The organism is Serratia sp. SM04 (assembly GCF_040280225.1).
Classification (GTDB): domain Bacteria; phylum Pseudomonadota; class Gammaproteobacteria; order Enterobacterales; family Enterobacteriaceae; genus Serratia; species Serratia sarumanii.
The window spans coordinates 355,069-366,854 of record NZ_JBEOQT010000021.1 but is presented as its reverse complement, the minus strand read 5'-3'; the positions used below and the strand labels follow the sequence as shown (position 1 = coordinate 366,854).

Below are 11,786 nucleotides of genomic sequence, written 5' to 3'. Positions count from 1 at the left end.
CAGGTTACCGAATGCGATAGCCGATGCTGCGCACCGTCTCGATAATGAGCTTACTGCCAGCCAACGCGCTCAGCTTCTGGCGGATATTGCTGATGTGCACGTCCACGCTGCGGTCATAGGCCTCGCGCGGGCGCCCCAGCCCCTTCTCTGACAGTTCGTCCTTCGACACCACGCGATCCGGCGCACGCAGCAACAGCTCCAGCAGATTGAATTCCGAAGCGGTCAGATCAAACGCCTTGCCGCGCCATTCGCTGCTGCGGGTTGAAGGGTTCAGCGTCAGCTCGCCGAAGCTGATGGCGGCCTCGTCGTCCGCCTCTTGCGGCCGCTCTTCGAAACGGCGCAGCACCGCGCGCAGACGCGCCACCAGTTCGCGCGGGTAGCACGGCTTGGGCATGTAATCGTCGGCGCCCATCTCCAGGCCAATCACCCGATCGATGTTGTCGCCTTTGGCGGTCAGCATGATGATCGGCAACCGGCTCTTTTTACGCACGTCGCGCAGCACGTCGATGCCGCTCATGTCCGGCAGCATGATATCGAGGATCATCGCGGTATAGTCGCCCGACAGCGCGCCCTCTACTCCCGCCTTGCCGGTCAGCACCAGCGTGGCGTCGAAGCCTTCGCCCGTCAGGTATTCGCTCAGCATGGTGCCAAGCTCCAGGTCATCGTCGACCAGTAAAATTTTCATGCCTTGCTCCTTCACCGATTTTCGTTATTTTCCCGCCAATTCCGCCGGCCCGCAGCCGGTTTTACTCAATCCTTACACATCGCCGTTCGCGTCTCGCCACCGTTAGTGTGGCTGCTGTCGCGCGATTTCTCTACTTCAGTCAGGGCATTGGCATGCAGGCAGGCGCCAGCCGCCATGCTGGCGGGGCGGATATGCCGTCGGTCAAAAGGGAAGTGAGAGGGGGTTTCCCGGCGGAACGCGCCGCCGGGACGGAGCGCTCAGTCGAACACGCCGGTGGAGAGGTAACGGTCACCGCGATCGCAGACGATCGCCACCACGACGCTGCCGGGGTGGGCCGCCGCGACGCGCAGGGCGCCGGCCACCGCGCCGCCGGAGCTGACGCCGCAGAAGATGCCTTCACGCTGCGCCAGCTGGCGCATGGTCTGCTCGGCATCGCGCTGCTCGATATCCAGCACCTGATCCACCAGCTCCGGGCGGAAAATGCCCGGCAGGTAAGCGGGCGCCCAACGGCGAATGCCGGGGATGCTGCTGCCTTCCGCCGGCTGCAGGCCGATGATCTGCACCTGCGGATTCTGGCTCTTCAGGTAACCGCCTACGCCGGTAATGGTGCCGGTGGTGCCCATGCTGGAAACAAAGTGGGTGATGCGCCCTTCGGTCTGGCGCCAGATCTCCGGGCCAGTGGTGGTGAAGTGGGCGTAGGGGTTGTCGAGGTTGTTGAACTGGTCCAGCACCTTGCCCTGCCCCTGGCGCTGCATCTCCAGCGCCAGATCGCGCGCCCCTTCCATTCCCTGCTCACGGCTGACCAGGATCAGCTCGGCGCCGTAGGCACGCATCGCCGCCTGCCGCTCCAGGCTCATGTTCTCCGGCATCAGCAGCTTCAGCGTATAGCCTTTGAGCGCGGCGATCATCGCCAGCGCAATGCCGGTGTTGCCGCTGGTGGCCTCGATCAGCACGTCGCCGGGCTTGATCTCGCCGCGCAGCTCCGCCTGCTGGATCATCGCCAACGCAGCTCGATCCTTCACCGAGCCCGCCGGGTTATTGCCTTCCAGTTTGACCCATACCTCGCTGCCCGCCTGGGCGGCCAGCCGTTGCAGTTGTACCAGCGGGGTATTCCCGATGCATTGTTCGAGCGTTGTCACGATCTTTGCCTGTGTGTTGGTGTGCGTAAAGTAAAAAGGCAACCCGGGGGTTGCCTTGAATAAAAGGGCAGCTAAAACCTATCAGGCGCTTTTGGCTAACGCAACAGGTTGCAGCAGTTGATCGCCGGCATACAGCCGCGCATTGAGGCTGCCGACGTAATAACGGCCGCCGCGCACCGGGGTTGGGTTGCCTTCCGGCAACACCACGCCGATCGGCTCCTGATGCCAGCCGATTGGCTGCACCGTCAACTGCCAGAAGTGGCCACGCGGGCTGACTTCCAGCACCTGCACCGGCAGCGGGCAGCGCTCGCTGCTTTCGGTCGCCACTTCCATTTCCCACGGGCGCAGGAACAGATCGACGCTGCCCTGGTGCATCGGCTGGAACGACAGCGGCCACTGGTGCGCGCCGACGAACAGCTGGGAGCCGCGGATCTCGCCGTTCAGGCGGTTCACTTCCCCCATGAACTCCAGCACGAAGCGGCTGGCCGGTTCGCGCATGATCTCTTCCGGCGAGCCTACCTGTTCGATATTGCCCTGGCTCATCACCACGATGCGGTCGGCCACTTCCATCGCCTCTTCCTGATCGTGGGTGACGAACACGCTGGTGAACTTCAGCTCTTCGTGCAACTGACGCAGCCAGCGGCGCAGCTCTTTGCGCACCTGCGCATCCAGCGCGCCGAACGGTTCGTCCAGCAGCAGAATTTGCGGTTCCACCGCCAGGGCGCGCGCCAACGCCACGCGCTGTTTCTGGCCGCCGGACAGCTGCGACGGATAGCGGTTGGCCAGGTGGGCCAGCTGCACCATTTCCAGCAGCTGGGTGACTTTCTGTTTGATCGCCGCTGCGTTCGGCCGCTCGCGGCGCGGCAGCACGGTCAGGCCGAAGGCGATGTTGTCGAACACCGTCATATGGCGGAACAGCGCATAGTGCTGAAATACGAAGCCCACGCGCCTGTCGCGCGCGTGCATGTGGCTGACGTCGGTGCCGTGGAAGCCCAGCTTGCCGCCGCTCTGGCTTTCCAGCCCGGCGATAATGCGCAGCAGCGTGGTCTTGCCGGAACCGGACGGCCCGAGCAGCGCCACCATCTCACCGGAAGCAATATCGAGCGAGATATCGTTCAATACCTTGGTGCGACCGAAGTACTTGTTGATGCCGTTAATCTCAATGCTCATGATTTTCCTCCCGCTCGAGGCGCGCATTTTGACGTTCCAGACGCCACTGCAGCGCGCTCTTCAAAAATAGGGTAACGATCGCCATCAGGGTCAACAGCGCGGCGGCGGTAAAGGAGCCGACGGTGTTGTAATCCTGCTGCAACAGCTCGACCTGCAGCGGCAGGCTGTAGGTTTCGCCGCGAATCGAACCGGACACCACCGACACCGCGCCGAACTCGCCGATGGCGCGCGCGTTGGTCAGCACCACGCCATACAGCAGCGCCCAGCGAATGTTGGGCAGCGTCACGCGGCGGAACATTTGCCAGCCGGACGCCCCCAGCAGAATGGCGGCCTCGTCTTCCTGGCTGCCCTGGCTGAGCATCATCGGCACCAGCTCGCGCACCACGAAGGGGCAGGTGACGAAAATGGTCACCAGCACCATGCCCGGCCAGGAGAACATGATCTGGATGTTATGCGCATCCAGCCAGCCGCCCAGCAGGCCGTTGCTGCCGTAAAACAGCAGATAAATCAGCCCCGCCACCACCGGTGAAACGGCGAACGGGATATCGATCAGCGTCAGCAGCAGCTGGCGGCCGGGGAAAGTGAAGCGCGTCACCAGCCACGCCAGCAACGTGCCGAACACCAGGTTGAACGGCACGGTGATCAGCGCGATCAACACCGTCAGCCAAATGGCGTGCAGCATGTCCGGATCGAGCAAGTTGCTCCACATCGCGCCGAATCCTTTGGAAAAGGCCTCGGCGAAAATCGATATCATCGGCACCACCAGCAGCAGCACCGAGAACAGCGCGCCGATGGCGATCAACGTCCACTTGCCCCAGTTGACGCGCGGGCGCTCAGCGCCGTTGAAGGCGGAAACATCAGCCATCAGTGCCCTCCTCCCAAACGTCTGCCGAAGCGGCTTTGCAAGACGTTAATGCTGAACAGCAGCAGCAGCGACGCCGCCAGGATCACCGAGGCGATGGCGCTGGCCGCCGGGTAATCGAACTCCTGTAAACGCACAAAAATCATCAGCGAGGTCACTTCCGTCTTCCAGGCGATGTTGCCGGCGATGAAAATCACCGCGCCAAACTCGCCCAGGCTGCGGGTAAAGGAGATGGCGGTGCCGGCCAACAATGCCGGCGCCACCTCGGGCAATACCACGCGGCGGAAGCTCTGCCAGCGCGTGGCGCCCAGCGTCTCGGCCGCCTCTTCGTATTCCGGCCCCAGCTCTTCCAGAACCGGCTGCACGGTGCGCACCACAAACGGCAGGCTGGTGAACGCCATCGCTACCGCGATCCCAAGCCAGGTAAAGGTGACCTTGATGTCGAAGTGCGCCAGCCACTGACCGTACCAGCCGGTGGTGGAAAACAGCCCCGCCAGCGTCAGGCCGGCCACCGCGGTCGGCAGCGCAAACGGCAGATCGATCAGGCCATCCAGCAGCGAGCGGCCGGGAAAACGGTAGCGCGTCAGGATCCAGGCCATCAGCATGCCGAACACCGCGTTGAACAGGCTGGCGACGCCGGCCGCCAGCAGCGTCACTTTATACGCCGCCACCACCTGCGGATTGGAAATCACTTCCCAGTATTGCGCCAGGCTCATCTGCGCCAGCTGCATCACCAGCGCGGTGAGCGGCAGCAGCAGGATCAAACAGGTATAAAACAGGCTGCTGCCGAGGCTGAGGCCAAATCCGGGCAGCACCCGCTTACTGGACGACAACGCCAACATTTACTTGCGCCCTGCCGCTAACAGCTGATCCAGCTCGCCACCGGTGGCGAAGTGGGTTTTCATCACCTGCGGCCAGCCGCCGAATTGATCTTCCACGCGGAACAGTTGGGTATCCGGGAATTGCCCCTTCGCCGCCGCCATCGCTTTCTGGTCATACACGCGGTAGTAGAAGCTGGTGATCACCTGCTGCGCCGCCGGGCTGTAGAGATAGTTCAGATAGGCTTTGGCCGCCTGTTCGGTGCCGTTACGCTCGACGTTTTTGTCGATCCAGGCCACCGGGAACTCCGCCAGAATATCGACCGGCGGCACGATCACTTCGTACTTGTCTTCACCGTATTGCTTGCGGATGTTGTTCACTTCGGACTCGAAGCTGATCAGCACGTCGCCCAAGCCGCGCTCAACGAAGGTGGTGGTCGCGCCGCGGCCGCCGGTATCGAACACCAGCACGTTTTTCAGGAAGCGGGTCATGAAGGCGCGGGTCTTGGCCGCGTCGTTGCCGTCGGCCTGGCTGGCGGCGCCCCAGGCGGCCAGATAGGTGTAACGGCCGTTGCCGGAGGTTTTCGGGTTCGGGAACACCAGCTTCACGTCGTCGCGCACCAGATCGTTCCAGGTGTGGATGCCCTTCGGGTTATCCTTGCGCACCAGAAACGCCATGGTGGAATAGAACGGCGAACTGTTGTTCGGCAGGCGCGCCTGCCAGTCCGCCGGGATCAGCTGCCCGCGATCGTGCAGGATTTGCACGTCGGTGACCTGGTTATACGTCACCACGTCGGCGCGCAAACCCTGCAGGATCGCCAGCGCCTGCTTCGACGAGCCGGCATGCGATTGTTTGATGGTCAGCTTGTCGTTCGGATGCTGTTGATTCCACTGCTGTTCAAAGCCGGGATTCAGCGCGACGAACAATTCACGGGAAACGTCATAAGAGCTGTTCAGCAATTCCGCCGCCGACGCGGCGCCGCTCGCCAACAGCGCAGCCGCCAGCCAACCTTTCAGCACGAGATTTTTAACCCGGTTTTGTTTCATTCTGCACCTTATCACTGAGTCATTCCTTCAGGCTTTCGCCTTATTGACGACCAGTGTATTTATAACTCGGTGCGGAGCTGTAACGCTTTTATATACCGTTTAGTGATTTACAAGCATCAAACGCTATAAGGCAGGGAATGCGAGGCGTTTTGGGGCGGGGAAACGGACCGAAGCCGGGCAAGCCGGCTTCGGCAACGGCGTCAAAGTGACAGCAGGCGCGTCAGCGATGGCGCGAAGTAGTAGCTGCCGGTCACCGCACGGCTGAAACGCAGCATCGCGTCGCGTTTGCCGTCCAGATCGCCGAACATGCTCAGCAGCTGCTGCTCGATATTGTGCAGGCGCGCGCAATACGCGATGAAGAACAGGCCGTGCTTACCGCTGGCGGTGCCGTAAGGCAGGCTCTGGCGCAAAATTTTCAGGCCTTTGCCGTTCTCTTTCAGATCGACGCGGCTGACGTGCGAGGTATCCGGGCGCTGATCGGCCGGCAGCTCTTCGCTGTCGTGCTTGGTGCGGCCGATAATCTGTTCCTGTTGTTCGGTGGTAAAGCGCTGCCACTGGCGCAGGTTGTGCTCGTAGCGCTGCACCAGCACGTAGCTGCCGCCTGCGTCCTCTTCGCCTTCGGCGATCGTCGCCACTGCCGGGCGCTGCTCGCCCTTCGGATTTTCGGTGCCGTCGATAAAGCCGCTCAAATCGCGCTCTTCTACCCAGCGGAAACCGTGGGTTTCTTCTTCGATCTTGATGGCGTTGCCAAACGCCGCCAGCGCGGCCTGCGCCAGCGTGAAGTTGACGTCATGACGCAGCGACTGGATGTGGATCAGCATATCGCGCTGGGTGGCCGGCGCCAGCCCTTTGCCGAGCGGCGTGAACGGCTTCAGCTCTTGCGCGCCCTGGCCGCTGGAGAGATCGTGCCAAACATCGTAGCCGAAAGCGATCACCGCGCCGAGGCGCGCATCGGGGAACTGCTGCTGCAGCTCGCTCAGCGTCTGACAAAACTGCTTGCAGCCCTGGCGCAAGTCGGCGAACTCGCCCTGTACGCTGGCTTCCATAAAAATGGCGAAACGGCAGTGCTCCAGCAGAATGCCGCTCTGAACCTGTGTCATGTTGTTATCCTCAATACAGAATCCGGCAACAGGTAAGGTATGGCGGTTGACGCGCGGGTTCCCTGTTACAAACGCGCGCTATCATACCGCAAGCACGGGCGATTGCCTTGCAGCAGCGCAAAGAAAATAGGGGTAATGGCTTGAAAAGACAGGCGCCGCGAACCGACGCCCGTTGAACGCGTTACTGCTGCGGCTTGGCGTGCCAGATGATTTTGCTGACCGTCCAGCTTTTCAGAGTGTCGTCCGGCGGGATGATATCCTGCGCCCCGGCCCACTTGCCGCTGAAGATGTAGGTGACGTACTTGCTCTGCTCCGCCACGCACTCCACTTTACCGGCGTCTTCGCCGCTGCCCGGTTTACAGGAACCGAACGCCTTGCTGTACATGTCGCCGAACGGCGTGCCGAGCTTGTTGCCCCACTCCGTCGCCACTTGCGGATCCAGCACGTCTACCCGCTGCAGACGCCCTTTCGGTTCGCCGGTGATCACCAGCTTCACCTCGTCGCCGGACAGCGCCTGGTAATAAGAGACGATCTGGCCGTTGCTGGTCGCCATGCCGCCGCGCAGGCGGTAGTTGCCGTCCAGCCCGTCGTTGATGGCGCTTTCCGACATCGGCGTGCCGGCGTTGAGCTTGCCGACGCCCTTGGCGCCGACCTCCAGGCTGCTGCCGAACCAGTTGAACGGCGACAGGCTGGACCAGGAGAAATTGGACATGCTCGAACAGCCGGTCAGTAACAGCGGAAGCCCTAACAGCAGGGGGCGAATATTCATCTCTAGCTCCTTAAACATCAATGGCACGGGGCGGTAACCCGCCCCCGCCGCACTCGGCATTTTGCTGCGTGCCAGCCTCTCACAACGGCCCGCACTACGCCAACGGTTGCCAGCTTGGAGTGCGGAAAATGCGAAAAGTGCCGCACTTCTCGGCAATTAGTCGGCGTGCTCCGCCGGCGCAAAGCAGGCTTTCAGGCGCGCATTCAGCAACAGATAGCTTAGCGCCAGCGCATCGAGCAGCGCCAACGCCAGCTCCAGCCCCGGCGCATCGCCGTCCTGGCGCCACAGACTGAACAGCGAGCCGCCGAGCGACGCCAGCAGGGAGACAGCCAGCCCCCAGCGCCAGCCGCGCCACAGCCGCGGCCATTGGTGGCGGCGGCCGCTCAGCAAAAACGCCAGCGCCGCCGGCAGGCCGAGCAGCATGCCGTACCAAAAACGTTGGGTATCCGGATAAAATAGCGCCAGCAAGCTTTCGCCCTGCTCGCGCGAAGCGCCGGCCATCACGAACAGCAGCCAGGTGCGCGCCTGCAAAATCAACACGGCCCAAAATCCCAGCGGCAGCCGCAGCGCGCCGTGCTGGTCGTAATCGTCCGGGGAAAACCGGGGTGAGAATGGCTTCAACGATCGTTCCTTGCCAACAGAATAAAGACTATGGCTACAGATGGGCGCCGGCGGCGGGAATTTCAATGCGTCGGCTTAAGAAGCTCTTAAGATCGGTGTGTTTTAATCGTTAGCACTTAACAAGCAGCCCGATATCAGCGGGATGTGATTTTCGATAACGATGATAAGGAAGCGCAACATGAAAAAACTGACTCTGGCCGCTCTGATCGCGCTGTGCAGCGCACCGGTACTGGCGCAACAAGGCGGGTTCCTCGATCCGGCCGCGCCGCAGGCCCAAACGCAACCCGCTCCTCAGGGCGGTTTCTCCGGCCCCAGCGCGGCGCTGACCACCGTGGACAAGGTGAAATCGCTGAGCGATGACACCTGGGTGATGCTGCAGGGCAATATCGAGCAGCGCATCGGCGACGACACCTATACCTTCCGCGATGCCACCGGCACGCTGACGGTCGAAATCGATCGCAAGCGCTGGAACGGCCAAACCGTTACGCCGAAAGACAAGGTGCAGTTGGAAGGCAAAGTGGATAAAGACTGGAGCAGCGTCGAAGTGGACGTGAAAACCGTCAAAAAGCTGCCGTAATGCACTGCGGCGGGCGGTGCAACGCCGCCGCCCGCCGCCCGCTCAATATTCCTGATCTTCGATCAGCCGCTTGCCCAGGCTGGTGATGCCCTGGATCTCGTAGCCGAGCTTCTCGTACATCTCGACCACCGTGTCGTTGTCTTCGCGCACCATAATCTGGATTTTCGGGCAGCCACGGGCGATCAACTTCTTCTCCAGACGGTTGATCAACGCATTGGCGATGCCGCGCCCGCGATAGTCGGGATGCACCCCGAGGTAATATGCCGAGCCGCGGTGGCCGTCATAGCCGCCCATCACCGAACCGACCACTTCGCCGCCGACTTCCGCCACCAGGAACAGCTCCGGATCGTGGTTCAGCTTGCGCTCGATGTCCATTTCCGGATCGTTCCAGGGCCGCAGCAAATCGCAGCGCTCCCACAGGGTAATGACTTCTTCAAAGTCGTCTTGTCGAAATACGCGAATTTCCATCGATGTTGGCCGCTGTTAATTAAGGTGTTTATCTGATTATCGCGTGATTATTCACTTACGCAATATCAAACTGCGATTTACCGCGCTATTTGCCAGAAATCGCCGGTAACAGGCGTAATAAATGGAAATAGTTATCGGGTCGATTAATGATTATCAATACGATATAACGTCGCAAAATAGAAACGTCGACGGAGCGTTGCGTAATGAAAAAGCAGGGTAAACCCTTCCTCAATTTTAAACCGCTTGCCGTTTCCCCGACGCGACGCCAACTTTTGCTTTCCGGCCTGGCGGTGGCGCTGCTCGGCGTGAAAAGCCAACGCGCCAGGGCGGAAGGCCTGCTGCGCAATCAGCACAGCAAGCCGGCGGCGAAACCGGCCGGAGCCAAGAAGCTGGTGATGATCGATCCCGGCCACGGCGGCATCGACTCCGGCGCGGTCGGCCACGAAGGCTCGCAGGAAAAACACATCGTGCTGGAAATCGCCAACCACGTGCGCCGTTTCCTGCATGAGCGCGATCACGTCGAGGCGCGCCTGACGCGCGAAGAAGACGAGTTCATTCCGCTGTTCCAGCGGGTGGAGATCGCCCACCAGCACCAGGCCGACCTGTTCATTTCGATTCACGCCGACGGCTTTACCAGCCCGTCGGCCTCCGGCGCTTCGGTGTTCGCCCTGTCCAACCGCGGCGCCAGCAGCGCCATGGCGCGCTACCTGTCCAACCGTGAAAACGCCGCCGACGACGTGGCGGGCGGTAAATACAAGGATCAGGACAACTACCTGCAGCAGGTGCTGTTCGATCTGGTGCAAACCGACACCATCAACAACAGCCTGACGCTCGGCCGCCACGTGCTCGGCCAGATCCGCCCAGTACACCATCTGCACAGCGACAGCACCGAACAGGCGGCGTTTGCGGTGTTGAAATCGCCGTCCATTCCCTCGGTGCTGGTGGAAACCTCGTTCATCACCAACCCGAACGAAGAGCGGCTGCTGGGCACCACCGCGTTTCGCGAGAAGATTGCCCGCGCCATCGCGGACGGCATCGTTAACTTCTTCGACTACTTCGACGCCCACCAACGCAAACCCCGCTGATGCCGCGGGCGGCGAATAAGAGTATACTCAGCGCCTTGTTCAGCCAGACGCTATAAAGACCCCGCATGAGTTTACCTAACATCGCTGAAGTAAAATCCTTCCTGCTGGCGCTGCAGGATCACATCTGCGCGCAGCTCGCCCAGGCCGACGGCGGCGCCGCGTTCACCGAAGACCAATGGACGCGTGAAGAAGGCGGCGGTGGCCGCAGCCGCGTGTTGACCAACGGCGCGGTGTTCGAACAGGCGGGGGTCAACTTCTCGCACGTCTCCGGCGCCACCCTGCCGGCCTCGGCGACCGCGCACCGGCCGGAGCTGGCCGGGCGCAGCTTCCAGGCGATGGGCGTCTCATTGGTTATCCATCCGCTCAGCCCCTACGTGCCCACCAGCCACGCCAACGTGCGCTTCTTCATCGCCGAAAAGCCGGGCGAGGCGCCGGTGTGGTGGTTCGGCGGCGGCTTTGATCTGACGCCGTTCTACGGTTTCGCAGAGGATGCCGTGCATTGGCACCGCACCGCGGCCGAGCTGTGCGCGCCGTTCGGCGACGAGGTCTACCCCAAATACAAACAGTGGTGCGACGATTACTTCTTCATCAAGCACCGCAACGAAGCGCGCGGCATCGGCGGCCTGTTCTATGACGATCTGAACACCCCGGACTTCGACCACTGCTTCGCCTTCACCCGCGCGGTGGGCCAGGGCTTCCTCGACGCCTATCTGCCGATCGTGGAAAAACGCAAGGCCTTGACCTGGGGCGAGCGCGAGCGCCAGTTCCAGCTGTATCGCCGCGGCCGCTACGTGGAGTTCAACCTGGTGTGGGATCGCGGCACGCTGTTCGGGCTGCAAACCGGCGGGCGCACCGAGTCCATTCTGATGTCGATGCCGCCGCTGGTGCGTTGGGAATATAACTACCAGCCGGAAGGCGACAGCCCGGAAGCGGCGCTGGCGCGTGATTTCCTGCCGGTGCGCGACTGGCTGCAGGAGCCGAAATGATGCAGATTTGGGTCGATGCAGACGCCTGTCCGAACGTGATCAAAGAGGTGCTGTTCCGCGCCGCCGATCGTACCGCCATCACCGTAACGCTGGTGGCGAACCAGCCATTGCGCACACCGCCGTCGAAGTACATCCGTTCACTGCAGGTGGCGGCCGGCTTCGACGTGGCCGACAACGAGATCGTGCGCCGCTGCGAAGCGGGCGATCTGGTGATCACCGCCGATATCCCGCTGGCGGCGGAGGTGATAGAGAAAGGCGCGGTGGCGCTGAACCCGCGCGGCGAGCGCTATACGCCGGACACCATCCGCGAGCGCCTCAACATGCGCGATTTTATGGATACCCTGCGCGCCAGCGGCATCCAGACCGGCGGCCCGAACGCCCTGAACCAGCGCGACCGCCAGCAGTTCGCCAACGAGCTGGACAAATGGCTGCTGCAAGCAAAGCGGGCGCAGTGATGAA

14 protein-coding genes are annotated in these 11,786 nt (G+C 62.0%); 4 read left to right on the top strand and 10 right to left on the bottom strand.

Annotated elements, in window-relative coordinates; genetic code table 11:
* Nucleotides 1–4: 4 nt before the first annotated feature.
* The 9 genes from ABTW55_RS16170 to ABTW55_RS16130 all read right to left on the bottom strand — a co-directional run bounded on the left by ABTW55_RS16170 (nucleotide 5) and on the right by ABTW55_RS16130 (nucleotide 8,211).
* Nucleotides 5–685, bottom strand: coding sequence for a response regulator transcription factor (locus ABTW55_RS16170; protein ID WP_033635459.1), 681 nt, complete (start codon nucleotides 683–685; stop codon nucleotides 5–7).
* Between the two features lie 257 nt (nucleotides 686–942).
* Nucleotides 943–1,824, bottom strand: coding sequence for a cysteine synthase CysM (gene cysM / locus ABTW55_RS16165; RefSeq protein WP_033638551.1), 882 nt, complete (start codon nucleotides 1,822–1,824; stop codon nucleotides 943–945).
* An 81-nt stretch (nucleotides 1,825–1,905) separates the two neighbouring features.
* Nucleotides 1,906–2,994: a sulfate/thiosulfate ABC transporter ATP-binding protein CysA gene (gene cysA / locus ABTW55_RS16160; protein WP_033635460.1), complete on the bottom strand. Its 1,089-nt coding sequence runs from the start codon at nucleotides 2,992–2,994 to the stop codon at nucleotides 1,906–1,908.
* Nucleotides 2,984–3,859 carry a sulfate/thiosulfate ABC transporter permease CysW gene (gene cysW, locus ABTW55_RS16155; protein ID WP_033635461.1) on the bottom strand — a complete coding sequence of 292 codons (876 nt, stop codon included), beginning with the start codon at nucleotides 3,857–3,859 and terminating at the stop codon, nucleotides 2,984–2,986. Before cysW ends, cysA begins: the two co-directional genes overlap by 11 nt.
* Nucleotides 3,859–4,698, bottom strand: a complete 840-nt coding sequence (cysT, locus tag ABTW55_RS16150; RefSeq protein ID WP_019453852.1) for a sulfate/thiosulfate ABC transporter permease CysT — start codon at nucleotides 4,696–4,698, stop codon at nucleotides 3,859–3,861. The genes cysW and cysT overlap by 1 nt, the downstream gene beginning before the upstream one ends.
* Nucleotides 4,699–5,721: a sulfate ABC transporter substrate-binding protein gene (locus ABTW55_RS16145; protein ID WP_033635463.1), complete on the bottom strand. Its 1,023-nt coding sequence runs from the start codon at nucleotides 5,719–5,721 to the stop codon at nucleotides 4,699–4,701.
* Nucleotides 5,722–5,921: 200 nt separating this feature from the next.
* The gene (locus tag ABTW55_RS16140; RefSeq protein WP_060422055.1) at nucleotides 5,922–6,821 is read right to left on the bottom strand and encodes a Dyp-type peroxidase; all 900 of its coding nucleotides are present in this window, start codon (nucleotides 6,819–6,821) and stop codon (nucleotides 5,922–5,924) included.
* A gap of 181 nt (nucleotides 6,822–7,002) precedes the next feature.
* Nucleotides 7,003–7,590, bottom strand: coding sequence for an RpoE-regulated lipoprotein (locus tag ABTW55_RS16135; protein ID WP_033635465.1), 588 nt, complete (start codon nucleotides 7,588–7,590; stop codon nucleotides 7,003–7,005).
* A gap of 156 nt (nucleotides 7,591–7,746) precedes the next feature.
* Entirely contained in the window at nucleotides 7,747–8,211 is a 465-nt protein-coding gene (locus ABTW55_RS16130; RefSeq protein ID WP_041036188.1) for a DUF2919 domain-containing protein, read from the bottom strand.
* A 178-nt stretch (nucleotides 8,212–8,389) separates the two neighbouring features.
* On the opposite strand from ABTW55_RS16130, the gene ABTW55_RS16125 reads away from it, so the two are divergent.
* Nucleotides 8,390–8,788: a YgiW/YdeI family stress tolerance OB fold protein gene (locus ABTW55_RS16125; protein WP_004936500.1), complete on the top strand. Its 399-nt coding sequence runs from the start codon at nucleotides 8,390–8,392 to the stop codon at nucleotides 8,786–8,788.
* A 42-nt stretch (nucleotides 8,789–8,830) separates the two neighbouring features.
* Here ABTW55_RS16125 and ABTW55_RS16120 read toward each other — a convergent pair whose 3' ends face one another.
* Nucleotides 8,831–9,256 (bottom strand): GNAT family acetyltransferase, encoded by a 426-nt coding sequence (locus tag ABTW55_RS16120; RefSeq protein WP_004936504.1) that lies wholly within the window; start codon nucleotides 9,254–9,256, stop codon nucleotides 8,831–8,833.
* A 203-nt stretch (nucleotides 9,257–9,459) separates the two neighbouring features.
* Between ABTW55_RS16120 and amiA the strand changes: the two genes are divergently transcribed.
* The 3 genes from amiA to ABTW55_RS16105 all read left to right on the top strand — a co-directional run bounded on the left by amiA (nucleotide 9,460) and on the right by ABTW55_RS16105 (nucleotide 11,782).
* Nucleotides 9,460–10,341, top strand: a complete 882-nt coding sequence (gene amiA / locus ABTW55_RS16115; protein WP_033654993.1) for an N-acetylmuramoyl-L-alanine amidase AmiA — start codon at nucleotides 9,460–9,462, stop codon at nucleotides 10,339–10,341.
* Between the two features lie 65 nt (nucleotides 10,342–10,406).
* The gene (gene hemF, locus ABTW55_RS16110; RefSeq protein WP_060422057.1) at nucleotides 10,407–11,327 is read left to right on the top strand and encodes an oxygen-dependent coproporphyrinogen oxidase; all 921 of its coding nucleotides are present in this window, start codon (nucleotides 10,407–10,409) and stop codon (nucleotides 11,325–11,327) included.
* On the top strand, nucleotides 11,327–11,782 hold the full coding sequence (locus tag ABTW55_RS16105) for a YaiI/YqxD family protein (RefSeq protein WP_004936514.1): 456 nt from the start codon (nucleotides 11,327–11,329) through the stop codon (nucleotides 11,780–11,782). Before hemF ends, ABTW55_RS16105 begins: the two co-directional genes overlap by 1 nt.
* The last annotated feature ends 4 nt before the right edge of the window (nucleotides 11,783–11,786 follow it).

Excerpts from the sequence above, each read along its gene's own strand:
- ABTW55_RS16140 (WP_060422055.1), bottom strand. The coding sequence starts at position 6,821 with ATGACACAGGTTCAGAGCGGCATTCTGCTGGAGCACTGCCGTTTCGCC.
- cysA (WP_033635460.1), bottom strand. The coding sequence starts at position 2,994 with ATGAGCATTGAGATTAACGGCATCAACAAGTACTTCGGTCGCACCAAG.
- ABTW55_RS16170 (WP_033635459.1), bottom strand. The coding sequence starts at position 685 with ATGAAAATTTTACTGGTCGACGATGACCTGGAGCTTGGCACCATGCTG.
- ABTW55_RS16135 (WP_033635465.1), bottom strand. The coding sequence starts at position 7,590 with ATGAATATTCGCCCCCTGCTGTTAGGGCTTCCGCTGTTACTGACCGGC.
- cysW (WP_033635461.1), bottom strand. The coding sequence starts at position 3,859 with ATGGCTGATGTTTCCGCCTTCAACGGCGCTGAGCGCCCGCGCGTCAAC.
- ABTW55_RS16125 (WP_004936500.1), top strand. The coding sequence starts at position 8,390 with ATGAAAAAACTGACTCTGGCCGCTCTGATCGCGCTGTGCAGCGCACCG.
- ABTW55_RS16105 (WP_004936514.1), top strand. The coding sequence starts at position 11,327 with ATGCAGATTTGGGTCGATGCAGACGCCTGTCCGAACGTGATCAAAGAG.
- ABTW55_RS16145 (WP_033635463.1), bottom strand. The coding sequence starts at position 5,721 with ATGAAACAAAACCGGGTTAAAAATCTCGTGCTGAAAGGTTGGCTGGCG.
- ABTW55_RS16120 (WP_004936504.1), bottom strand. The coding sequence starts at position 9,256 with ATGGAAATTCGCGTATTTCGACAAGACGACTTTGAAGAAGTCATTACC.
- hemF (WP_060422057.1), top strand. The coding sequence starts at position 10,407 with ATGAGTTTACCTAACATCGCTGAAGTAAAATCCTTCCTGCTGGCGCTG.
- cysT (WP_019453852.1), bottom strand. The coding sequence starts at position 4,698 with ATGTTGGCGTTGTCGTCCAGTAAGCGGGTGCTGCCCGGATTTGGCCTC.
- amiA (WP_033654993.1), top strand. The coding sequence starts at position 9,460 with ATGAAAAAGCAGGGTAAACCCTTCCTCAATTTTAAACCGCTTGCCGTT.